21 protein-coding genes and 2 pseudogenes are annotated in these 22,984 nt (G+C 63.0%); 20 read left to right on the top strand and 3 right to left on the bottom strand.

Annotation, left to right across the window (positions count from 1 at the left end):
* Positions 1–577: 577 nt before the first annotated feature.
* The 9 genes from AC3WXD_RS26400 to AC3WXD_RS26360 all read left to right on the top strand — a co-directional run bounded on the left by AC3WXD_RS26400 (position 578) and on the right by AC3WXD_RS26360 (position 10,825).
* The gene (locus AC3WXD_RS26400) at positions 578–3,013 is read left to right on the top strand and encodes a DUF6531 domain-containing protein (protein WP_156173992.1); all 2,436 of its coding nucleotides are present in this window, start codon (positions 578–580) and stop codon (positions 3,011–3,013) included.
* Entirely contained in the window at positions 3,010–3,252 is a 243-nt protein-coding gene (locus tag AC3WXD_RS26395) for a hypothetical protein (protein WP_059414330.1), read from the top strand. Before AC3WXD_RS26400 ends, AC3WXD_RS26395 begins: the two co-directional genes overlap by 4 nt.
* Positions 3,253–3,724: 472 nt before the next feature.
* Entirely contained in the window at positions 3,725–4,072 is a 348-nt protein-coding gene (locus tag AC3WXD_RS26390) for an ABC transporter permease family protein (protein ID WP_059414328.1), read from the top strand.
* Between the two features lie 138 nt (positions 4,073–4,210).
* Positions 4,211–5,119 (top strand): LysR substrate-binding domain-containing protein, encoded by a 909-nt coding sequence (locus AC3WXD_RS26385; protein WP_059414326.1) that lies wholly within the window; start codon positions 4,211–4,213, stop codon positions 5,117–5,119.
* Positions 5,120–5,414: 295 nt separating this feature from the next.
* Positions 5,415–6,425, top strand: coding sequence for a Bug family tripartite tricarboxylate transporter substrate binding protein (locus AC3WXD_RS26380; protein WP_059414324.1), 1,011 nt, complete (start codon positions 5,415–5,417; stop codon positions 6,423–6,425).
* On the top strand, positions 6,425–7,792 hold the full coding sequence (locus AC3WXD_RS26375) for an MmgE/PrpD family protein (protein WP_059414322.1): 1,368 nt from the start codon (positions 6,425–6,427) through the stop codon (positions 7,790–7,792). The genes AC3WXD_RS26380 and AC3WXD_RS26375 overlap by 1 nt, the downstream gene beginning before the upstream one ends.
* Positions 7,789–9,480: a rhodanese-like domain-containing protein gene (locus AC3WXD_RS26370; protein WP_059414320.1), complete on the top strand. Its 1,692-nt coding sequence runs from the start codon at positions 7,789–7,791 to the stop codon at positions 9,478–9,480. Before AC3WXD_RS26375 ends, AC3WXD_RS26370 begins: the two co-directional genes overlap by 4 nt.
* 2 nt (positions 9,481–9,482) lie before the next feature.
* Positions 9,483–10,241 carry a dienelactone hydrolase family protein gene (locus tag AC3WXD_RS26365; protein WP_059414318.1) on the top strand — a complete coding sequence of 253 codons (759 nt, stop codon included), beginning with the start codon at positions 9,483–9,485 and terminating at the stop codon, positions 10,239–10,241.
* A complete protein-coding gene (locus AC3WXD_RS26360; RefSeq protein ID WP_059414316.1) occupies positions 10,238–10,825 on the top strand; it encodes a cysteine dioxygenase family protein in 588 nt (195 codons plus the stop codon). The genes AC3WXD_RS26365 and AC3WXD_RS26360 overlap by 4 nt, the downstream gene beginning before the upstream one ends.
* Positions 10,826–10,911: 86 nt before the next feature.
* Here AC3WXD_RS26360 and AC3WXD_RS26355 read toward each other — a convergent pair whose 3' ends face one another.
* Positions 10,912–11,118, bottom strand: coding sequence for a DUF6884 domain-containing protein (locus tag AC3WXD_RS26355; protein ID WP_370552872.1), 207 nt, complete (start codon positions 11,116–11,118; stop codon positions 10,912–10,914).
* A 1,398-nt stretch (positions 11,119–12,516) separates the two neighbouring features.
* Here AC3WXD_RS26355 and AC3WXD_RS26350 point away from each other — a divergent pair.
* Positions 12,517–12,759 carry a hypothetical protein gene (locus tag AC3WXD_RS26350; RefSeq protein WP_454734071.1) on the top strand — a complete coding sequence of 81 codons (243 nt, stop codon included), beginning with the start codon at positions 12,517–12,519 and terminating at the stop codon, positions 12,757–12,759.
* A gap of 406 nt (positions 12,760–13,165) precedes the next feature.
* On the opposite strand, the gene AC3WXD_RS26345 is transcribed toward AC3WXD_RS26350, so the two are convergent.
* A complete protein-coding gene (locus AC3WXD_RS26345; protein ID WP_454734072.1) occupies positions 13,166–15,178 on the bottom strand; it encodes a hypothetical protein in 2,013 nt (670 codons plus the stop codon).
* A gap of 235 nt (positions 15,179–15,413) precedes the next feature.
* Here AC3WXD_RS26345 and imuA point away from each other — a divergent pair, with 235 nt between their 5' ends.
* From imuA to AC3WXD_RS26305, 8 genes and pseudogenes are all read left to right on the top strand, one after another.
* Complete coding sequence (imuA, locus tag AC3WXD_RS26340; protein WP_454734073.1) at positions 15,414–16,115, top strand: translesion DNA synthesis-associated protein ImuA; 702 nt, start codon at positions 15,414–15,416, stop codon at positions 16,113–16,115.
* Positions 16,042–17,505: a Y-family DNA polymerase gene (locus tag AC3WXD_RS26335; protein WP_454734074.1), complete on the top strand. Its 1,464-nt coding sequence runs from the start codon at positions 16,042–16,044 to the stop codon at positions 17,503–17,505. The genes imuA and AC3WXD_RS26335 overlap by 74 nt, the downstream gene beginning before the upstream one ends.
* Positions 17,506–17,512: 7 nt before the next feature.
* Positions 17,513–19,048, top strand: a pseudogene (locus AC3WXD_RS26330) (PHP domain-containing protein); the annotation flags it as partial.
* Between the two features lie 64 nt (positions 19,049–19,112).
* Complete coding sequence (locus tag AC3WXD_RS26325) at positions 19,113–19,430, top strand: hypothetical protein (protein WP_454734075.1); 318 nt, start codon at positions 19,113–19,115, stop codon at positions 19,428–19,430.
* Positions 19,431–19,445: 15 nt separating this feature from the next.
* The gene (locus AC3WXD_RS26320; protein ID WP_454734076.1) at positions 19,446–19,733 is read left to right on the top strand and encodes an EexN family lipoprotein; all 288 of its coding nucleotides are present in this window, start codon (positions 19,446–19,448) and stop codon (positions 19,731–19,733) included.
* 102 nt (positions 19,734–19,835) lie between these two features.
* A complete protein-coding gene (locus AC3WXD_RS26315; protein WP_454734077.1) occupies positions 19,836–20,246 on the top strand; it encodes a hypothetical protein in 411 nt (136 codons plus the stop codon).
* Between the two features lie 3 nt (positions 20,247–20,249).
* Entirely contained in the window at positions 20,250–20,756 is a 507-nt protein-coding gene (locus AC3WXD_RS26310; protein WP_454734078.1) for a M48 family metalloprotease, read from the top strand.
* 40 nt (positions 20,757–20,796) lie between these two features.
* Positions 20,797–21,380 (top strand): annotated as a pseudogene (locus AC3WXD_RS26305) (amino acid ABC transporter ATP-binding protein); the annotation flags it as partial.
* Positions 21,381–21,447: 67 nt separating this feature from the next.
* Here AC3WXD_RS26305 and AC3WXD_RS26300 read toward each other — a convergent pair.
* Positions 21,448–21,729, bottom strand: a complete 282-nt coding sequence (locus tag AC3WXD_RS26300) for a hypothetical protein (RefSeq protein WP_454734079.1) — start codon at positions 21,727–21,729, stop codon at positions 21,448–21,450.
* 363 nt (positions 21,730–22,092) lie between these two features.
* Between AC3WXD_RS26300 and AC3WXD_RS26295 the strand changes: the two genes are divergently transcribed.
* Positions 22,093–22,458: a BON domain-containing protein gene (locus AC3WXD_RS26295; protein WP_420992452.1), complete on the top strand. Its 366-nt coding sequence runs from the start codon at positions 22,093–22,095 to the stop codon at positions 22,456–22,458.
* A gap of 37 nt (positions 22,459–22,495) precedes the next feature.
* Positions 22,496–22,957: a PRC-barrel domain-containing protein gene (locus tag AC3WXD_RS26290; protein WP_420992451.1), complete on the top strand. Its 462-nt coding sequence runs from the start codon at positions 22,496–22,498 to the stop codon at positions 22,955–22,957.
* Positions 22,958–22,984: the final 27 nt, after the last annotated feature.

The following is a 22,984-nucleotide window of genomic DNA, read 5'->3' as shown; positions in this document are numbered from 1 at the left end:
ACCCCTCGACGAAGGGCCTCTTCCTCACCCTGCTCTTGATGTTGTTTCACGCTCGCCTGGTACAGGTGGAACTTTATGCTTGGACGACCCAGGTGCCGACATAAGCGGACCATTTTCTTCTGAACAAGCGCTGTGTGATGTTCGTGTGACGTTTTTTCTGCCCCATACATAGGGAATTTTAAACTCAGATCTGGTCCCGATGGTTTCTTCAGCAGTCCTTGCATAATGCAAAGTACTTGGTAGCAACCATCATACGCTAAATATGGTTTAGCGAGCCCTATATGCACGGGTCCGTCACTTTAGATGATGAATAATATGAGGAAAGAAATTGAAACGAATAAAGGAATGGGCCGGTTGGTGCAATCGAGGCACTCCCAATTTGTTTCCGGAGACAACGAATTTAGCTCTTTCCAGGTTGTTCATCCGTTTCTTGGCGATAGCATCTATACTGACTCCGCTAGCAGTGCTCGCTGAGATTCCAGTTACATCATATCGCGTTACCACCTATGACGTTTGGCAACCCAGCCAGGATCTCGCATGCCTAGCCTATTTAGCGCGAGCAGATCGTGGCCAAGGCATGTACCATTTCGTCGGCGCTACCCCTACTTGTCAATATGAGTATGGACCAAATCCTCGGTTTGTACACTCCGATACTTACGTCGTAGGGACCAATTGTATTGACGGGTCTACACCGAATCTTGCCAAGCCACTTGGTCAGCAGTGTGGAGGAGCTGAATACTGGTCGACCGGTATAGCGCGTGACCAAATTATCGAGAAATCTTGTCCGGTCGGGAATCCTATCTATCCGGGCACGAGCATAAAAGCGCAAATTGAGGTGGATTTCCAAGGGGCAGGTCTCAATGCTCTCACGCTCAGCCGGGTCTATCGATCAAGCTACTTTTCTGGCCCCTATGACGGTTTCTCGCAGCTCTGGATGCATCAATGGCAAAGACGACTAGTTGTCCCGTTTGATAAGGGTAATGGGGCTCGCCTTTTTGTCATTAGAGCAGATGGCGCATTCAAGCAGTTTATTGCCACGGGCGGAAACACGTGGACTGCGGCAGATGGAAATCATGATGCACTTAAGGTCGCGCTCGATAACACAAACTTAATTTCCGGGTGGACATATGTGGAGGCTGCTACCGATACCATCGAGTCATATGACAGTACGGGCAAACTCTTGACTGTCCGTGAGCGAAATGGCTGGACGACAACGCTAACTTACAGCGACACCAACACGCCGGCTGGGGTAACTCCGCGGACCGGCCTGCTTATTAATGTCAAGAACCAATTTAACCAGATCCTGAGTTTTGGCTACGATGCGCAAGCCCGCATTACGTCGGTTACAACGCCTGATGGCAAAGTCATCCAATATAGCTACGATTCAGCCGGAGTTCTAGCTAGCGTCACTTGGCCGGATGGAAATTCTCGCCATTATCACTATGAGGATACACGCTTCACCACAGCGCTAACGGGTATCACCGATGAAGCCGGAGCACGTTTTGCTTCCTACGCATACGATGAGCAGGGACGCGCAATCAGTTCGGAGCATGCTGGCGGTGCCGATAAAGTCCAGGTGCAATACTTGAGTCAGAGTCAAAGCGTCGTGACATCCGCGGACGGCAGCAACCGGACCTATACATTCGATCTGCAAAACAATGTATTGCGGCCGACGAACGTGTCGGCACCGTGTGTCGAGTGTGGTGACGTTGCGAAAACCAGCACTTATGACACAAGCGGCAACCTGTCGAGCACGGTCGATTTTGCCGACAAGGAAATCCGTTACACCTATGATGCGCTCGGGCGTGAGACTCAACGCATCGAAGGTTACGGAACGGCTGGCGCGAAGACAACGACCACCGAGTGGCATCCGACCTACAACTTACCGCTAAGGGTTGCGTCTCCAAATCGGGTAGATGGATTTACTTACGATGCAAAGGGGCAGACTACGAGCTATGTCACCTATGCAACGAGCGATCAGAACGGATCGCTGGGCTTCGGAGCGATCCAACTCGGTCAAAGCACCGGTCTGCGATGGGAGTACGATGCAAATGGCCTTGTCATCGCGGCGATGGATACCATTGACAATATAGAGAGTGCAAGATGGACCTACTCCTACGATACGTCAGGCAATCTTGCCATCTTGACGAATCCTCAGGGGCAAATCGGCCGAGCGCTGACCTATGATAGCGCGGGAAGACTTCTTACCGCCATCGACACGTCTGGTAGGCAAATTGAGATCCGGTACAACAATCGGGGTAACATGACGCTGTACCAGCGCGGAACAGACACCGTCGTATACGGGTACAACCAAGCGGGTTTTCTCACAACGGTGTCCGGACCGGGTTCATTCCGATATGAATTGGAATACGACAATGCACACCGATTGGTCGCATATTGGTTGCCTGCAGAGCTGACTACGCAGAGCTTGACTTCATTATCCGAAAATCCTTTTGGTCAAGCGGCCAGATCCGCCATCAGCGTTCCGCCAACAAGCGAAAACGCTAGTTGGCTAACGTCGATGTGGAATACGATCAAAGGTTGGTTCGGATGGTTGTTCACAAATGCTCATGCGCAGGCTAGCCCGACACAACTGATACGAATTCCGGTAAATCCCAGGAATGGACAATCAGGACCTGGGATGGCTCCAATGCCGGTGCCAGCTGACGTGCTAGAGCCGGGCAATGGGGAGAAGCATAGTCCGGATACATTACTGACGCGCCTAGGTGCAGAACTGGGCTCTGCAGGCATCCGCATGGTCAGACATGTCAGTGGAACAGTCATTGGTGCGGCTCGCTTGCTTTCTTGTGACATGAGTGGAGGCGATGATGATGATTGTGAACGCCAACGAGACCAAGATGAGGGAAATTGCCAATCCACTGTGAAAGCTCGCTACGGCTCAGCCGGCGCGGCAATTTGCATGAGATCGGCAATGACCCGATATGCCGAATGCCTCCGTTTTGGAACAGGTGGGATTCGTACACCACTATCTGGCTTTGAGACACCACTATGAACTCCAAAGGTATCCAGTTCGAATATGACGCCGAGAAAGAATGCTTGCTCGTGAAATATCCTGACAAGCCAATGCTGCGTCCCTACGAGATCAAGAATCTGACGTTGAAGAACATGACGTTCGCAGAAGCCGCAGCGTTCATCGGCGAAAAAGTCCTGCTAATGCATCCCGTCTACAAAGAAATGTTCAAGGATTATTTGTGGTCAGACGATGGGACTGTTCCGCCGGCGAAACCATAAGTGAATCATGGGACGGATCCGGACCGGGAAATATAGCGTGCCCCGGATCCAGCCGATTGATCAAGCGCAGGCGTTTCGTGTTCTGAGCGAGGTGCGCCTGGCGCGGCGGCTCGCGCAATAGCGTGCGTGCGAGGTAGATCTGGTGCTGATCATCCCACAATGCCTGGACCTTTGCCGCAATGGTCGGCACATGCTCCGGCCGCTTGTGCTCCACGAGCATGCCCTAATCGATCTCGGCCAGCCGATCATAGGTAGTGTAGGGGAGAGCGATACCATATCAGGCGGTGCAGATTACGTGGGTGGGTAGCTTTTAGGGCTTGGGAAAGTCCACCGCGGACAAGGCGGGTTGCATCTTTGGTTCCGGATAGAGCAGACGCGAGATATCTACTCTCGTTGACCCCAAATTTGCAAAGCAGGAATTCTTCGTTGGGAACAGGGGGCACCACACATATGATCGACTGCTTCGATCGGGATGATGATCCTGCTTCTCGGAAGGCTGCTGCTGCAAGGTGCTGTCACGTTGCTCCTCGTCACGTTGCTGATCTTTGCCGGCACTGAAGTCTTGCCGAGAGACGTAGCGATTGCCACGCCAGGCCAATCCGCCCTCAGCGAAACGCTCGCCGCCGCGCACGAATCACTAGGCCTCGAGAAGCCGGCGGCCGTCCGTTACTGGCAATGGCTGCGCGGCATGGCCACCGGCAATCCCAGGCAATCGCTGGCCAATCGCATCGATATCGGCCCGGAGATCGCGAGCCGGCTCATCAACACGCTGTGGCTGGCGGGATCGGCGTTGATCGACACTCGTGGAAAACAAGGTTAGCGGCATTGTGGAAAGCGAGGGCCACAGCCTTTCGCGACGAAGCACAATTTTTCTCTTACGTATGCGAGCGGCGCGATTAATCGCCTTCTCGCCATGCACCGGAAGAGGCCTTATCCGGACAAAGGCGGGTTGGCAATAATGGCAGAAGAATCGGAACGCTTTCCAGCCGATGCGTCGGCTACCCTTGACCTGATCTTGCTGCGCGCATTTGTTGAGGTGGAGCGCCAGGGGACTTTCCACGCCGCCGCCTCCGCACTCCACTGCACGCAATCAGCGATTTCGCAGCGCATGCAGAAGCTCGAACAACTGATTGGGCAACCGCTGTTCCTGCGTACGGGCCGTAGCAAGGTGTTGACGGATACGGGCCGACATCTGCTCCGATACGGGCAGGAAATGCTCGCGCTCCACGACGATGCGATGGCCTTCCTGCAGGCGCGAAGTCCGCGCGGCTCGCTGCGCCTCGGTTCATCGCATGATGCGGCGGAAGCCTTGCTGCCAATGATACTCGCCCAGCTCTCCCGGCTCATGCCCCACCTCAGCTACGAGGTGACGATCGGCCGCAGTCCGGAATTGCTCAAGAATCTGCATGATGCGGGGCTAGATCTGGCGCTCGCGACCCGGCGCGACGATGCGCTGGAATCGTTCGTCGTCCGCAGTGCGCCCGTTCTCTGGCTTTGTTCCGCCAATTTCAAGTTCGCGCGCGGCGAACCTTTGCCGCTGGTGCTTGGCGACGAGCCCAGCGTGTTTCGTCGCTTTGCGCTGGAGGCCTTGGCACGACATGGCCAGCCGTGGCGCCAGATCTATACGTCGTCGAGTCCGGTCGGCGTGCGCGCCGCGGTGCGGGCGGGGCTAGGCATCACGCCGCGCACCGTCGAGATGCTGACGCCGGATATGCGCATCCTTGGCGATCGCGAAGGGTTGCCGCAAATGCCGGACGTGAGCTACTACCTCTACTGTCGACAGAATTCGGTGAACCCGGTGGTGTCCCAGGCGTTCCAGATGCTCCGGTTGTTCTTTCGTCATCAGGATGCCGGTGCTATTGCGTGAGCGGCGAGCCCGTCTGAAACATCAGCAACAGCACCGAAATGATCACCGCTACTGATCGCGGGCGTGATGATGGCGGCTGCAAGCGCCGTTGGATATCCGCCAAAACCCTTCTGAATCAGGTGCTTAGCCACCCTTGGAAATCTGTGGCGGCTCAGTTGCGACAAGCAATATATAAGCAAAGTCGCGATGGGCATTTTGAATACACCACGGCGCCCCAGACAATGACCTGACCCCACGGGATGCCGCTACTTGCGGCGGCCACTCAGTGGACGTGGAAATTGTTCTGGAGTGTGTGATGTTTGTTTCTTTCCGCCCATCGACCTCGCTCATGCCGCGACGCATAGTGAGCCTGCTGTCGATGGCATCTCTGGCGTTGGCCGGTGTTTTCGTTACCCCTGCGGCACAGGCGCAGTGGCCCGAGCAATCCATTCGTCTGGTGGTGCCGTTTCCGCCGGGCGGCCTTGCCGATCTGGTAGCCCGACCACTGGCGGAGAAGCTGAGCATCGCGTTAAAGCAGCCCGTGGTCGTCGAGAACCGTGGCGGCGCCTCGGGTACTTTGGGAACTGCACACGTCGCGGCGTCCAAGCCTGACGGCTACACGCTCCTGTTCGCCACCGCCAACGAGATCGCGGTCAGTCCAATCTTGTATCCGAACCTGCGCTACACGCCGTTCGACTCCTTCACGCCCATTGCCTCTGTCGTGGACTTTCCGTCCGTGCTCGTGACCGCGCCCAACAAGCCGGCGACCTATCAAGCCCTAGTCGCCGACGTCAAAGCGCATCCTGGCTGCGTGTCGTTTGCGTCTTCCGGTGCGGGCACGACCAATCATCTGATGGCCGAGCTCTTTCGCGAGGCCGAGAACACCCAGGTCCTGCATGTGCACTACAAGGGCGGCGGCCCCGCGATGGCAGATGTGGCGGCCGGCCATGTCGATGCCATGTTCGCGACCCTGCCATCCGCACTGGGCCAGATCCGCGGCGGCAGCTTCCAGGCGATCGCGGTCAGCAGCCCCAAGCGCTCCGCGGCGCTCCCCGATGTTCCCAGCCTGGTGGAACTGGGCCGTCCCGAGCTGGCCGTCACCATTTGGGCCGGCGTCCTGGCGCCGGCAGACCTACCCTCCGAGATTACGCGGCGCCTGAACAAGGAGATCGGCCGCATTGCGCAGGACCCACAGTTCAAGCGGTTTCTCGAACAGCACGGCGCCACGTTGCGCTTCAGTTCTCCGGAGGGCTTGAAGCAGAGCATTGCCGAGCACTACCAGCGTTGGTCTAAGACCATCCAGTCGGCTGGCATCGCCTTGAACTGATGCACATCGACCATCCTCCATTGCTGCTGCCCCGCATCGCCGGCGACGCACAGCGCAAATTCGACCAGTTGCTGGGCGCCGACGGCTTGCCGCCCGAGGTGCTGCACGCCGCCCGAAACTCGTTGCTGGACTGGCTTGGCGTATGTCTGGGCGCGCGACGGGATCCGCAGGCCGTCGTCATCACGAATACCGCACGCCTGTGGTCCAGCCACGGAGCCGCATGGTGGCTGTCCGGCGGGCGCTCGGCGGCGCCGGTGGCCGCCTGGGTCAACGGCTCGTTGTCCCATGTGCTGGACTATGACGACACTCATGTCGACGCCATTCTCCATGGCAGCGGGCCCCTTTGGGCGACGTTGCTCGCGCTTGGCCAACAATACCGGCTGCCGGAGAACCGCCTCATCGCTGCCTTCGCCGTGGGGCTGCAGACAGGCGCCAGGCTGGGCATGCAGGGGCGTGGTGAAAGGCTGACGGCGCATGGTTGGCACGTGACGCCCGTGCTCGGGCGCATCGCGGCAGCGCTGGCCGGCGCGCTCGCGCTGCGGCTGGATGCGTCGAAGGCCAGCCACGCCGTCGCATTGGCCGCGACTCAGGCCGGTGGTCTCGCGGCGTCCTTTGGTACGCCGGCGAAGCCACTGCACGCGGGCTATGCGGCGCTCGATGCCGTCATGTCCGTCGAGCTGGCCAGCCAGGGCTGCGAAGGCGCACCCGGCGTGCTGGACGGCCCGCGTGGCTTGCTGCAAAGCCTGCTCCAGGACGAAGCGCTGGCCATCGACGTCGACCTGGATGGCGCCTGGGAGATCTCACGCATCAGCTTCAAGCCTTATGCCTCGTGCCAGTTGACCCATGCAGCCATCGACGCCGCGCGGGCATTGCATGCGTCGCTGGACACGGACGGTGTCGAGCAGGTGATCGCGTATGTGCACCCGCTGGCCATTCGCATCGCGGGTAGCGCCGACGCCCATACAGCCACGCAGGCGAAATTCAGCCTTCCCTATTGCATCGCGCTTGGGCTGGCCGGCCATACGGGCAGGGCCAGCGACTTCGAACGGACGCGACTTGGCGATCCTACCGTGCAGGCGCTGAGCCAACGCGTGGCGCTCGTCCCGGACCCGGCGGCGACACGTTCCTCGGCTCGCCTTGAACTGCATGCGGCCAGTGGGCGGACGCTGGAACATGCCGTCACCGCTGGCTATGGCAGCGTGGCGTGGCCAATGCGGTGGAACGATCTTCGCGCCAAGTTCCTCGACCTGGCCGAGCCGGTGCTGGGAGCGCATGCGGCATCGCTGGCCGATGCGGTAGCCGGTTTTGGCCGGGCTAGCAGCCTGGATGCCATCACTAGCTTGATCGGACAGGGAGACATGGCGTGACGCAAGCAGAGATCGGGCAGCCGGTGCCACGCATCGATGTCGAGGCACTCATCGCGCGGCTTTGCGACCCGCGGACGGAACTGGCGCTGCTCGACGTGCGCGAGGAGGGACAGTTCGGCATGGGACATATGCTGTGGGCAGTGAATGCACCCTATAGCCGGCTGGAGGCGGTGGTGCCATCGCTGGTGCCCCGGCACGCAAGCATGATCGTCCTGGTGGATGCCGGTGACAATGTCGCGCAGCGCGCGGCATCGCGCTTGCGATCGCTCGGCTACCTGCAGGTGTTCGCGCTGGACGGCGGCATCCACGCATGGGAGGCTGCGGGGCATCCGGTATTCCAGGGCGTTTATGTCCCAGGCAAAGTATTGGGCGAATGGGCCGAAGAACACCTGGAGACACCGTCCATTGATGCCGTTACGCTCGACCGACTTCAGGCGGAAGGAGCACCGCTCGTCGTGCTCGACCCGCGTAGCGAGGCCGAACATGCCGCACGCCATATCCCTGGCGCGCTGTCCTGTCCGAATGGCGAGATCCTGCTGCGTTTCGAGGCCCTGGCGCCGTCGTACGACACGCTGATCGTGGTGGCTTGTGGCGGACGCACGCGGGGCATCGTGGGCGCACAGACCTTGATTGATGCCGGCGTCGGCCACCGTGTCGTTGCCCTGGCAGATGGCAACCACGGCTGGCAACTGGCCGGACTGAATCTGGAGACGGGCCTGAGGCACAAGGCGCCCGCTCCGGACTTTGCCCAGGAAGAGAAGGCGCGCAAGCGCAGCCTTGGCATCGCCCAAGCTCAGGACGTGCCCGCCATCGATGCAGCCCAGTTGGCTCGCTGGCGCACCGAGGACCACCGGACGACCTACGTGCTCGACGTCCGCACGCCCGCGGAATTCGCCCAGGGCCATCTGGAGGGCGCACACAACGCGCCTGGCGGCCAACTGGTCCAGGCCAGCGACCGCTGGCTTGGGACGTTGCACGCGCGGGTCGTGCTGGTGGATGACGACGGCGTCAGGGCCATCCAGTCGGCGCTCTGGTTGCGCCGGCTGGGTTGGGATGCCTACGCCCTGGCACTCCATGGCAGCAGGGCGCCGCGGGCTGAACCGGTGGCGCGCGCGGGCAAGGAGGGCGTGTCGGCGGACCAGGCGGCACGTATCGATCCCCCCTGGAGCGACGTTCTCAGGCTTGCCCCTGAATTGGACGTCGACCAAGCCCGAGCGCGGATTGGGCAGGGCGGTTCCGCGTGGTGCGTGGGCAGCAGCGAGGCTTACCTGCTGGCGCACCCGCCCGGCGCGGCGTGGGCAACCAGGGCGCGCCTGGACGGCCCCATCGCGGCAGCGGCATCTGGGCAGGACGTCATCCTGTTCTCCGAGGACGACCGCCTGGCGCATCTTGCCGCGGCAGACCTGTTGGATTCCGTCCAGCATGCCAGTGTCTTCGTGGTACGCGGCGGGCAAGCGAGCTGGGAAGCCGCCGGCGAGCCGGTCGAGGCTCCCCCGGCGGATGCGTTGACGCGTGAGCAACGCATCGATTTCCTGTTCTGGGCTCACGACCGCCGAAGCGGTAATGCCGCATCGATGCGTGCCTATCTCGACTGGGAAAAACAGCTGACCGCGCAAGCACAGCGCGAGCCAGCGGGATTTCCGCTGGCTCGCGTGCATCGGTCCCTCGAATCCACCCAACCACAATGACAATGCCTGCTCGAACCCTCTCCATCCCCGTCGACGATGGCGCCATTCGCGCCTGGTTCGTCGAACCCATCATCCAACCCGACACGCCGCTGCCGGCTGTGATTCTTCTGCCGGAGATCTACAACATCAACAGCTGGATTCGCGAGGTTGCCGAACGTTACGCCGCGCTGGGCTATGTCGCCCTCGTGCCCGACCTGTTCTGGCGCCAGGAGCCTGGTGTCGACCTTGAATACAACCCGCAGGATCAACAGCGCGGGCGTGCGCTCAGCGCAGGCCTGGACAGGACGCTGGCCGTCCAGGACCTGGCAGCGACCGCCGCGTGGCTGCGCTCGCGCCATGGTGCCGGCGCGGTGGCATCCGTGGGTTTCTGCCTTGGCGGCGAATTGGCCTACCTGGGTGCGGCGCAGGGCGTGCTTGATGCCGCCGTGGCATATTACCCGACGCGCATGGGCGATCATGGGGGCGCTGGAAAGACCATAGACGTGCCCACCCTGGTCCATATCGGGCATCTCGACTTCCGCACGCCTCCCGAACTTGTCGACGGCCTGCGCAAGGATCTCGCAGGGAAGCCACACGCCGAGGTTCATGTCTATGCCGAGGCCGATCACGGCTTCGGACGCTTCGGCCATCCGCCCTTTCATCCGGCATCGGCTGCCTTGGCGGAGCAGCGCACGCATGCGCTGCTCGGGCGCTTGGTTAACGGGACATTGACATCCGGCGATATCGCCGTTCATCAACGTAGCACAGGAGAACCCGCATGAGTCATTCCCCCGCCTGGAAGCCCCTCGTGGCCGCGGCCGTCAAGCGGATCAAGCGCATCCATGCGGAAAGCGCGGAGCACAAGCTGGAGCGCACGGCGCAGGTGCTAGAGGAACTTGCCGCCCGCCGCGAGTGGTTCTCTTTCGCCAACTTTCCGCTGCCGGCGCCCGGTGGGTCTGGATCACAGCGTTACGTACTGCACGCTGATCCGGATCAAGGCTTTGCACTCTACGTCAACGCGCTGCACCCTGGGAAGACCAGCGTGCCGCACAACCATGGCACCTGGGCCATCATCGTGGGGATCGAGGGGGAAGAGACCAACCGGGTCTATCGGATCACTGCCGACGACGGGCCGGCCGCCGTGGTGGTCGACAGGGAGTTCAAGGTCGAGCCTGGTCACCCTGCGCTCTACCAGCCCGATGATGTGCATAGTATCCATGTGCTGAACGGCCAGCCGGCGCTGCTTTTTCACCTGTATGGCAAGGCGCTGGAAACACTGACGGACAGAGTGGCTTTCGACCTGGAGTCCGGAAAACGCTATCCCTACAACGAAAAGCATTTTCGTCCGAGCGTCTCGACCATTTGACGGGCGAAAACGACCAGCAATGCTCACCGCGCAACTCCGGATCGTGATAATTAGCGAAGCCAGAATGCTTGAGCGCGGACATTGCGCTAATTTGTTGCGGGCTCGAGCGCGAGCCGAACGTCATAAGGCTCAACCTCGAGATCCGGGCCAATAAATCCGTGCAGGGCGGAGAGGATCATCACTTTCGGCACCGCGCCTGCGAGCGTGACCGCACGATAGGTCTGGTTTATGACACCTCGGTAAAGCTGCAACGCCGGTGCGCGCTGCTCGTCCTTTGGACCAGAGCAAGCCATCAGCACCAATCGAAAAGTGGGTGGGGGCAGGGAGCTGTCTATGGGTGCTCGAGGGATGCAGGCCCGAATTGCAGCGCATCTGTTTTGAAGGACATGTCGCGATACCGAGGGGGACATAGGCCCCAAGGTACACCGCGCAATCCATTGTCAATGCTTGGGAAGGCTCTTGTCGTCGTCGCATCAACCACCCTCGGATGCTGGCGGCGGCGGGGGCACCATGCCAAACGTTGCATGCCCTAGACCAAGAGCTATTGCGAGAGGTGTTCAACGCGTTAACGGTCTCGTCGTTCAGAGAGTTCCAACAAGCCACACTTAAGAGGATCCTGGGGGAGGCAAGCAGCGTGCTAACTCAGGCTCTTGTGGCCCGACGGCCGGCTAAATAGTCCGCGGAGGCCAGCGCGAGGCGGTGGTGATTTTTCCCCGTCGCCATAGGCGCTCTCTGCACGCTAACGCGCCGTGCTTCGGCGGGAACGCGTCGCATTTCACGAGACAGGGAAGCGAATGGCGGGAAGACTAGCGCGATTGCGAGGTAGACTGCCGAAAAACTAGGTTGGCGTGGATCGGCCTTTAGCGAAAGCTGTACGGATTCAATCTGCACCATGGCCCGCACGATTAAAGCCCGTCAATACACTTGCCGCGTGGTTAGGGTGATGGTGTCCGGTGTCATGGCAGCCTCCAGCAGACTGGAAACCGCTCAGGTTACGCCCGACAAACTCGGACATTTGAACTTGGCTATAGCGGACATTACAACTTAGCCCTGACAAAGCTTAAATTCATAATGATAATTATGTAAAATAAAGGCCAATCATGACTTTCGAACATGCAAAATGTCCGTTGTGTCTGGACCCGCTCGCTGAGCGCAGTCGCCTCCCTGACCGCGGTTATCAGTACCAGTGCCCGGCTTGCGGTGGGCCGTTTGAGGTGAGCGCCCTGGCCCAGAGACGAGCCGGCAAAGTCGGCATCCACCGCGGCGCCCGCGCCAAAATGCAGCAGCATCTATTGGATGGCAAGCGACCACGCGTAGTCTTCGTCAATACGACCCCGAACAGCTACTATGAGGTCAGAGAGGTTAACGCCAGCGAGCAGACAATAATCGATTGAGTAAACGATTCTGCTCCTCCGGATTTTTGGCATCGAAACTCGCACGGAACACATGAAAATCTTGCCACCGGAAGGTCTGAGCGTGGACCAGCTAATTGCAGCATTGCAGGCGATCTCACATGAGGGGTTGGGCAGCGCGCCGGTCCACGTACTCGTGGGCGGGACAACCACGGGTACCGTGCGCTCTGTCGAGGCCATCCCTGGCTGGCATACGGCAATCAAGGTGGCCGCCGTGCTAATGGCCGACAACGACAGCGACGAGGCGGCCCAGGGCCACCCACCGAGCGCGAGTGCACCATGACCGGCACTCCAGAAAACCAACGGGCGGAAGAGCGCGCGGCGCTAGAGCGAGAGCGCCGCGCGTTTGACCGACGGCAAGCCGCCTTCATCGCTGTCACCCGGCAATTTGTCCCTTCGGGCAGCGGTGTGCCGGCGCAGCAGGACTTGGCCGAGTTGTTTGCCGCTGACTCGGAGTGGGACGCCGCTCGCGCTGACGTGCAACGGATCGTCGGCGAGATCCGCTCGGGCACCCGCAGGTAAGGAAAGACGGACGAACGATCGACGCGTGCCAGCCGAGGCCCACAGCAACGTATCCCGATCCGCCCGGATAGGCTCCAAATCGGAGCCTGCAGAGCACGAAACCAGCTGGCCAGCCTGAAAGCTGCCGATGGCAAGGTTTGGCCCTAGCAAGGCAGTGCTAGAGGCGTTGCCGGACGGAATGGCGGCGCTGAAGCGCCAGCACCCGCCGCCTCCCCGAAGATGAGGCCCGGGTCCAGGCGCTGTTCGACGCCTTCAGCCGGGGCCATCCCGCAAACCAACCGGCACACACGCGAATAGTGCCCCTGTTGGCGATGGGCATGGCCTGGCGCATGGGGATGAACGCCACTTTTCTCAGCGTGCACATTCTCGTGCTCTTTCTCGGCTCGGCTTTCCCCTGACGCCCATCTCAAGGCTGGTCGTAGACCCACACCGAGCCGTCCGTGAGGCGCACGGCGACGCGCAGCTTGCCGTTGGCATCCTGCGTTGCCTCGAAATCGGCGCCCTGGCCGACGCCCGGCAGCATCAACGTCGAGGGCACGAGCCCGCTCAGGTCGAGCAGCGACAGCGCGGGACCGGCGAGGCCGACCAGGAAGTTCTGTGTCGCCTGCAGCTTGGTCAGCGTCGGGACGGCGCCGGGCAATGTCGCATAGGGCGCGTTTGGCTCTTGGGTGACAATCATGCCTACCCCGCCCTGATAACCGTAGAAGGCACCATACGGGTCGGTTGCCGTAGCCGGGATGGCCCCGAGGCTGAGCCGGGCCTGATTCAGATACCAGTAGCTCCAGCCGGCATTCCCGGCGTTCAGGAACAACCGTTCGCCGGTCGAAAAGAATCCCACGGCACTACCGTTGGCAAAGGGACGCGCGTCGACGACGTGCTCGCCGGACGGATGATTGCTATTTCGCATTGCGGTCACGCCGACCTGCTGTGCCCACCAGGATGCGTCTGTCGTGCACCACCCCGTCGTCATGATGCTGGCCCCGCCGGTGGTCTTCACGAACCGGCGCCCGGCCGTCGCATCGGCCGCATATTGCGCGCAACCGGTCAACGTGAAGTCCGCGCGCGGATTGGCGAAGGCCGCGTCGAAGCTGCCGAACGGCACGCTCGCGCCATCGGCGCCCAGTTGCACCACCACCGCCGGATCGGCCGGGTTCACCACGCTCGTGTCCGCCGCCAGCCACACGCCCCGGGCCGCCGCCGGCAGCGCCGTGGCGGGCTCGACCGGCCCTTCGCCGGCCACGCCGAAACGCTCCAGCCGCGCCGGCTGGCTGCCGTCGGCGGTCAGCCGCCACACACGTGTGCCGTCGATGGCCAGGCTGACGACCGACGGGCTGGCGATGGGCGCGTCCGGCAGGCGGCTCCAAATGCCCGGGGACGTCAGCTGCAGCGTGCTGCTGTTGGTGCGGCCATCCGGGTAGGTCGCGGTCAGCGTCAGCGTCGCGGCATAGGCGTCGACCTGTGCGGCATCGATGCCGATCGTCAGACTGGTGCTGGTGGGCATGCCGACGATGGATGCGGCCGTGCCGCTTTGCTGGATCGACCACGCCAGCGTCGCCCGGCCGGCCAGGTCGGCGCCCGGCCCGTCGGTCAGCGTCGCCGTCACGGTGCCGGTGCGGCCCGGCTTCACGCTCAGCGACGGCGCCGAGAACGCGATCGAGGGCAGCGCCACCAGCGGCCGCGCCAGCGCCGCGTTGGCGCACAGCCGGTCGCCCGCCGGCGTGCTGGCGCACGCGGTGAGTTGCCCCGTGCCCGCCAGCGTGCCCATGGTGGAGACCTGCGCCGAATGGCTGTCCGCCGCCGGCGCGGCGGCGAACGTGGCGTTGTCGACCGCCCACGACCAGTCCGTCAGGTCGGCCGCGCCGTCGACGCCGTCCGAGCGCTGCACCACCGCGGTGACGACTTGCGCCGCTGCGCCGTAGTTGACCGTCAGCGTGGAGGGCGACAACGTCAGCACATAAGTCTTCGCGGGCGCGGCCTGCACCGTCAGGTGCGTGGTGCTGGTGGCCTGAGTACCGTCGGGCAGCGTCGCCGTGGCGACGATGTCGACCTCGCCGGGCGCGAGCATGCGCACCGAGGCATAGGTGCCCACCGGCTGCATCATGCTGGCCGCCGCCGGCGCCTGGTCGGAGGCCGACACGATTACCGCGACCGCTTCGTTGGACGACGACCACGCGAACCTGGCGCCCTTGACCTCGAGGCCGTCGGCGCCGAGCAAGGTAGCCTTCAGCGTCAACGTGCCGCCCTGCGCGGGCGCGGCCGTGCCGGTGTCGACGACGAGCCGGCTGCTGGGCGCCTGCGTGGTGGCTGGGGAAGATGGGGCTTCGTCGCTGCCGCAGGCGGACAGCAGGCCAGCGGCGAGGACAAGCGAGAGCAGGCCGGCCGCGCGAGACCGCGCGCCGGCATGGATACCTTGGAACATGTGACCTGACCCGTTTTTTGTTTGTTGGCAAGTGCGCGCCGCCGGCGTGCTCGGGCGACTCTAGCGACATGCTTCCCACTCTTCCATACCCCTTTGTGGCTATCAAGTTTTTGTAAAATGCACAAAAAATCACAAAGAAGGCCGGAGATGAGCTGCATAGAGCTTATTCTTGCTTCCACATGACCACTGTATAAATATACAGTAGACTGGTTTACAGATTGCTCTGAAACCAGCCATGCCCATTCCTCTCCCCGAGTCCATCCACCCTGCCCTCTGGCGCGCGTCCCAACTCGCCCGGGCCATCGGTCGTACCGTGCCCACGGGCTACCAGGAACTGGTCGGTGAACTCCCCGGCGGCGGCTGGCCGGCCAGCACACTGGTGGAAATGCTGGTCCAGCAGCCCGGCGTCGGCGAACTGCGCCTGCTACGGCCAGCCCTGCTGGCAAACACGCGCCCTATCGCGCTGATACAGCCCCCGCATGCGCCCCAGGCACTGGCCTTCGCCAATTGGGGCCTATCTCCCCGGCAACTGCTCTGGGTCCGCGCGGAACGCACCGCCGACGCCCTCTGGGCGACGGAACAGATGCTGCGCGCCGGTACGTGCGGCGCGGTGTTGCTGTGGCAGCAGCACATGCGCAACGACGCCCTGCGCCGGCTGCACCTGGCCGCGCAATCGGGGGAAGCGCTGTTTTACCTCATACGCCCTCTCGCCTGCGCGCGAGACGCGTCACCGGCGCCGCTACGGGTCGGCATCGTCCCAGCAGCTGGTGGCGCCGATCTTACCTTCTTCAAGCGCCGCGGCCCGCAGCAGGACAAGCCCGTCTTTGTTCCGCTGGCGCCCTCGCCCATCCTGCTTCGCCGTCATGCATCGCCTGTGGATCTGCCTGCGCCTGCCGCGCCTATGCCTCGAAGTGTTCCGGCCTCGTTGGTCCACTGAGCTGGCCGTGGCAGTCCTCGACAAGGACCGTGTACACCACGCCTCGCCGCTGGCCAGCGTCGCCGGCGTGCGGCCGCATATGCGCCGCGGCGGCGTGCAGACGATCGCGCCGCAAACCGTGCTCATCGAGCGCGACCCGGCGCGAGAGGCGGAGGGCCTGCGTGCGCTGGCCCTCGCCCTCCTGCAGTTTTCACCGTGTGTCGTGGGCGCCGAGGAAGACGCCGTGCTGGTCGACGTCTCCGCGAGCCTGCGGCTCTTCGGAGGTGCCCGTCGGCTACGCGCGCGCATGCGTGCGACCGCCGACGCGCTGGGCTATACCGTGGTGACCGGGTGCGCGTCCACAGCGCAGGCCGCATGGCTCCTCGCGCGCGCTGGCGGCGGTGTGTCGCTCAAGACAACCCGCCTCGGCCATCGGCTGGGCGCCCTCCCCGCTGCAACCCTGCCGGCCGCGCGCATCCATGCCGAGTGGTTGGACGGTCTGGGTTGCCGCACTCTGGGCGACTTGCGCCGCCTGCCGCGGGCCGGCCTGCAGCGGCACTGCGGCGCCGCCATCAACGAAGCACTCGACCGCGCACTGGGCGAGGCAGCGGAAGTGTTCGGCTGGCTGGAGGCGCCGCCGGAGTTTTCCGCGAGGGTGGACCTGCCCGACCGTATCGAGCATGTGGAGGCCACCCTGGTCTATGCCTCCGGGTTGATTGAGCAGCTGATCGGCTGGCTCACGGCGCGGCACCTGGCCATCACGCGCTTTGCCGTGTCCCTGCATCATGAGCGGGGTCGGGAGGCGATCCCGCCGACGGTCGTGGAGATCGCCTTGGCCGAGCCGAACTGGCATGCCGATCACCTGGTCCGCCTGCTGCGCGAGCGGCTGGCACGGCTGAGCGTCGACGCGCCCATGATCGCCGTGCAATTGGCGGCCATCGATACCCAGCCGCTGGCCCCGCCGAGCCAAAGCCTGTTCCCTGAACCGGGCGGCACGCCGGAGGACCACACCCGGCTGCTGGAGCTGCTCGTCGCGCGACTGGGCGCGGATCGCGTCCTGCAGCCGGCGCTGCAGCCCGACTACCGGCCCGCCGTCGCGAACGCCTGGGTGCCCGTGACGGACAAGATCCCGGCCGGAGCCGCCGCGCCGGCTTTGCCGCGGCCGGTCTGGTTGCTGGACCAGCCGATCCCCCTGCTCGAGCGCGAGCATCGCCCCTACTATGGGTCCCCGCTGCGCATGGTGTCCCCGCCAGAGCGCATCGAGGCAGGATGGTGGGCAGGCGAGGTGGTCACGCGTGACTACTATGTGGCCGAGGGCCGCGACCATGCCTGCTACTGGATCTTTCAGGAGCGCATGGGCAGTCGCGAAGGAGACGCCGCACGCTGGTACCTGCACGGGCTGTTCGGGTGATCGAGCCATGTTGCCCACTTCTTCCGGCGGCGGGCTTCCCGACTACGCCGAGTTGCACTGCCTTTCGAATTTCTCTTTCCTGCAGGGCGCCTCTCGCGCCGAGGAGCTGGCCGAGCGCGCGGTGCAACTGGGCTACCACGCGCTGGCGATCACCGACGAATGCTCTCTGGCCGGCATCGTGCGCGCGCACACCGTTGCCAAGCAGCACGGCCTGAGACTCCTCGTCGGCGCCTCCTTCCGTCTCGTCAATGCCGATGGCGGCACGGCCTTGTCCTTCGTTGCGCTGGCCCGCAACCGTGCAGGCTACGGCAATCTGTGCGAGCTGATCACGCTCGGCCGCATGCGTGCGGCGAAAGGTAGCTACCAGCTAACCCTGCGGGATCTGGCCTCCCCCGAACCACCCTACTCCCATCTGCGCGGCCTGCCTGACTGTCTGATCGTTTTCACACCGGAGTACTGCGCGCCGGCGGAGAAACTCGGCAGCCAGGCCGCGTGGATCTCTGCCACCTTCGCCGGCCGGGCCTGGATGGCGCTCAACCTGCTCTACCGGCCGATGGACGACATCCACCGCGCCGGCGTCGAACAGGCTGCGGCGGATCACCACCTGCGGCTGGTGGCCACGGGCAACGTCCTCATGCACGTGCGTTCGCGCAAGCCATTGCTGGACCTGCTGACCGCCATCCGCCTGGGCAAGCCCGTGGCTCAGTGTGGCTACGATCTCACGCCGAACGCGGAACAGCATCTGCGCTCGCAACTGCGGTTGGCCAACGTCTATCCACACCGGCTGCTCACCGAGTCCGTACACATCGCGAACCTCTGCCGGTTCTCGTTGGATGAACTGCGGTATGAGTATCCGGATGAGCTGGTACCCGACGGCCGGCCTCCGACCGAGTACCTGCGCGAGGAGGCCTACATCGGCGCGAACCGCCGCTTCCCCAAGGGCATCCCGCTCGCGATCCAGACGCAGTTGGAGCACGAGTTGGCCCTGATCGCGGAGATGCACTACGAGCCCTACTTCCTGACCGTCTACGACATCGTGCGCTTCGCCCGATCGAACGGCATCCTGTGCCAGGGGCGCGGCTCGGCCGCGAACTCGGCAGTCTGCTATTGCCTCGGCATCACCGAGGTCGACCCCGCGCGCGGCAATCTGCTGTTCGAGCGATTCATCTCGAAGGAGCGCGGCGAACCGCCCGATATCGACGTGGACTTCGAGCACCAGCGACGTGAGGAAGTCATCCAGTACCTATACCGCAAGTACGGGCGCAACCGCGCCGCCCTGGCCGCGGCGGTGGCCACCTATCGCCCCCGTGGCGCCCTGCGGGAGGCCGGCAAGGCGCTGGGCGTCGATCCGGCCATCGTTGACATGGTTGCCAAGGCACATCACTGGTTCGATGGAAAGGCCGACCTGCTGCTGCGCTTCGCAGAATGCGGGCTGGACACCGACGCCGAACTCACCCAGCGTTGGGCCAGCATGGCAACGCAGTTGCTTGGCTTCCTGCGTAGAGCTTCAGTTCATGGCCGAGGTGCTTGCGCCGGTTCCGGATCTGCTGTTGCGCTCCCGGTATCGCGCCGCTGTCCTGAAGCAACCGATCCGATAGGAAAAGAACATGCAGCGACTTGCACCATCCGCTGACTCCCGCCCGCAGGACGCGCCGGGGTTCAACCGACTTCACCATGTTTGCCTGCTGTGGGTCGATTATCTCCGCGCAGCGAGCGAGAGCGAAAAACAAGCCCTCCTCTATGAAGCCGTCATCCACCTGGTTCTCTTCGGCCCGCGTGGTGATGAAGGCGAGGAAGTATTCAAGCAAGTGTGGCAGGCCATTAGGCGCCGCGAGCATGGGCGCGTCTACATCAAGACGGACGTTGGTCGCAACGCAGCGGTCGCAACGGACGATGGACGGTTCTCGATGCATCAGGTGCTGTAGGACGGAAAAGAGCAAATGAAGAGGAATTTCGCGATGACTCTGGGCGTCGCTGCTGTCGCGGCCTCGCTCATGTCGCACGCAGTTCATGCCCACACGGTGGCCTGGTACTCCGATCACATTGAGGAGGCAAAGAAGCGTGACATGCAATGTCAAGCCAAGCAGAAGTCAGACATCTCGCCAGGCGTGGAAGATCAGACTGATTGCGACAACGCAGTGGTCGCGCTGGTGACCCAGCCTTCCAAGCGGCCCATTCCCAAAGCCATTTCGGCACCCGCGCCAAAGTGGAAAAACTTCGGTCATTGATTGACCGCACGATAGGAAAAAAAGCCTGACAATGGAGCCTCACCGCATTGAGGTATCGGCGCCGCGCCAGCGTCGTTCTGATTAGAACTTGGAACCCGTCCGATGTTACATACTCTTTGGACCATTGCCCTTCTCTTAGTCGCCACCATGTGCGCGGCGAAAGCCTGGTTGCATCTCTCCACAGCTGACGATAGCTCGGCTGAGCGCGCGCTGTTCTGGCAATTTTCCGTCCTGCTGCCACTTGCGCTGATTGTCGATATTCAGCGCGGGACCCTCGCTTTTGGCGCCATGGTGGCTGGGTGGAGCAAGGTCTTGCCAGAGCCCCATACAAAGCTCAACGAGATGACGTCCATCTTGCTGACGCTGGCAGTTTGGCTTCTCGTCTTCGTTGCGATCAATGGCCTCGGTGCATTGGTGGTCGAAGGATGGGCACTTCGGTGCAAGCGCAATAGGGCTCGCGCACTCACAGCCACTATCCTTCGACGCGCGGGCCGGATCCCGACGGGAGAGTAGTTGATGGCGCAGGCAACGCAGAGTCGGCCCAGGGCGGTCCGTTCATCTGATTGGGTCAGCGGCTTGTCCGCAGACCAGAAGAACCGCCTGCTGCAGAAGCTCAAGCTAGCACAATTATGGATCGACAGCTTCACTGTGGCGCTCGGTAAGCGAAAACCACCAAGAGCACGTATTGCGGAGCACTACATTGCCTACGCGCCTTTTTCAAACACGATTTCCGTCCCCGCTCGCATGCTGATGGAAGCGGATGAGCGGCTATTGCGGATTGCCGTCGCGCATGAGTGCGGCCACTTCCGACGACGCTGGTCCTCGCTGCTGTCCAGGTCGGACACTGCGCGCACTGGCGAGGAATTCTTGGCAGATCGGATCGCAATGCGTCTGACAGGTGCCTCACTCGACGAGCTTGTTGCCGCACTCCTCGAAATTGCCACCTTTGAGCCTGGTTCGAAAGGTTGCGACGCTGAACAGCTCGCCGATCGCCGGAAATTGCATGAGTTGGCGGGGTCATGAACGGAACGAAAAAAGCCTCGGAGACCTGCATTAAGAGCGGCTACGCTGCATCAACAGCCTGGAGAACATCGACGAAGGCAACATCACGGTGGCCGGCGCCAAGCTCGGCACCAGCGAGCTGGAGCTGCGCGCGCTGCGCCGCAAGGTCGGCATGATCTTCCAGCAGTTCAACCTGTTTCCGCACCTGAGCGCCGGGCGCAACGTCATGCTGGCGCCCACCGTGGCCGCCGGCGTGAGCGAAGCCGAGGCGCGCGCGAGTGCCTGGCCAAGGTGGCGCTGGCGGAGAAGTTCGACAGCTACCCCAACCAGCTTTCCGGCGGCCAGCAGCAGCGCGTGGCCATCGCGCGCGCGCTGGCGATGCAGCCCCGCGCGCTGCTGTGCGACGAGATCACCTCCGCGCTCGACCCGGAACTGGTGATGGAAGTGCTCAACGTGGTGCGCCAGCTGGCCAGCGAAGGCATGACGCTGCTGATGGTCACGCACGAGATGCGCTTCGCGCGCGAGGTCTGCAACCGCGTGGTGTTCATGCGCCAGGGCCGCGTGCACGAGGTGGGCTCGCCGGAGCAACTGTTCACCAGGCCGGCCACGCCGGAGCTGCAGCAGTTCCTGGGGATGGCCGCCTGAGCGGTCCGCGTCTAGGCGATCGTGCCGCACGTGGCGCACACGTCCGGCACGGCCGCCTGGCTCCCGCTCAGACCAGCGCCGCGCTGCCCGGCTGGCCCTCGGTGATCTTCTCCATCCGCTGCGCATGGCCGAGGATCATCAGCGCCTCGTCATCCCCGCGCGCCGGGGAATCCGCCATTTCCAGCACCGGCAACTCGGGAAACAGCACCGGGATCAGCTCCTTCACGATCTTGCGTGAATCGAATGGCCCGAAGCGGTAGACGGCCTTTCCGTCGATTTCCGCGAAGTACCATCCACCAGCCAGATCAGGATAGACAATCACACTGTGATCTTGACTTTGGGCTTGCATGCACCCTCCAGCGTTACGGTTTGCGACGGATCCTCCGCGGCCCGGCGGCAACGGCCGCCCGGGTCAGCCTGAGCGGCCGCGCCTTCGGGCCGGGGAATCGCATCTGTTGCCAGTGTAGGCCCGCCTACAACAAATCGGTACGGTGCCGTGCACTTGCGAGCGATTCTTGTTTGCCCCGGGAGGCACGCCGGATGCGGCGGATGCGTGTCCGCCATCGTACCGACAGCATGGCGAATCGATGCCAGTCTCAGCCTGTTGGCACTGCGCGGCGAAGGACAAGATCCATCGCCACGCCGCGCCGAACGGCCGCATTTCCCGGCCGTTGACTGGATCCCTGACCGGATCCGCATCGAGGTAGCCCAAGTGAAAACCATCCATTCCATCCGACTCGCAGCCAGCGCTGCCTGCATCGCGCTCGCCACCCTCTACGCGCCGCTGAGCCACGGGGCCGCCGGCAGCACGGACGCGTCGCTCTCCAACCCCAACCCCACGCATGAGACGGTGGGCGAAGGCGTCAGCGACACCACCATCACCACCAAGATCAAGGCAAGCCTGCTCGAACAGAAGCACCTGAGTTCCACCCGGGTCCACGTGCGTACCCGCGAAGGCGTGGTGCGCCTGACCGGCAGCGTCCCGTCGGCGACACAAAAGCAGACGGCGGCGGACATCGCCAGCGCCACCGACGGCGTCAGGTCGGTGGAGAACCATCTGGCCGTGCGCAAGCTGTGATGCGCCGGCGGCACAACCGCAACCCTGGAGCAAGGCCATGAACCCGAACGAACTCGATCGCAACAGCGGCGGCCCGCGCGCCGCCATCGTCGGCACCAACGACCCGGACAACCCCGGCCCGGGGCCCTTCGTGATGGCGGCCGACACGCTGGAAGGTAATGCCGTGGTCGGCCCCGGCGGCGACAAGCTCGGCACGGTCGATCACATCATGCTGGACGTGGGCGGCGGGCGCATTGCCTATGCCGTGGTGTCGTTCGGCGGCTTCCTCGGCATGGGCAGCAAGCTGTTCGCCGTGCCGTGGTCCGCGCTGACCCTCGATACCCAGCGCAAGAGCTTCGTGCTCGGCATCGACAGAGCCATGCTCGAGGCCGCGCCCGGCTTCGACAAGGACCACTGGCCCAGCATGGCCGATCCGCAATGGGGCACCACCATCCATGAGTACTACGGTGCCTCGCCGTACTGGAAGGACTACCGCTACGAGCGCGAAGCGCAGCCCTGACGGCGGCGCGGCCGCGAGCTCTTCCGC

This window comes from Cupriavidus sp. FW216-B1 (assembly GCF_058789195.1).
Note: the sequence above shows the minus strand (reverse complement) of the source record. Positions and strands in the feature narration are given on the sequence as shown.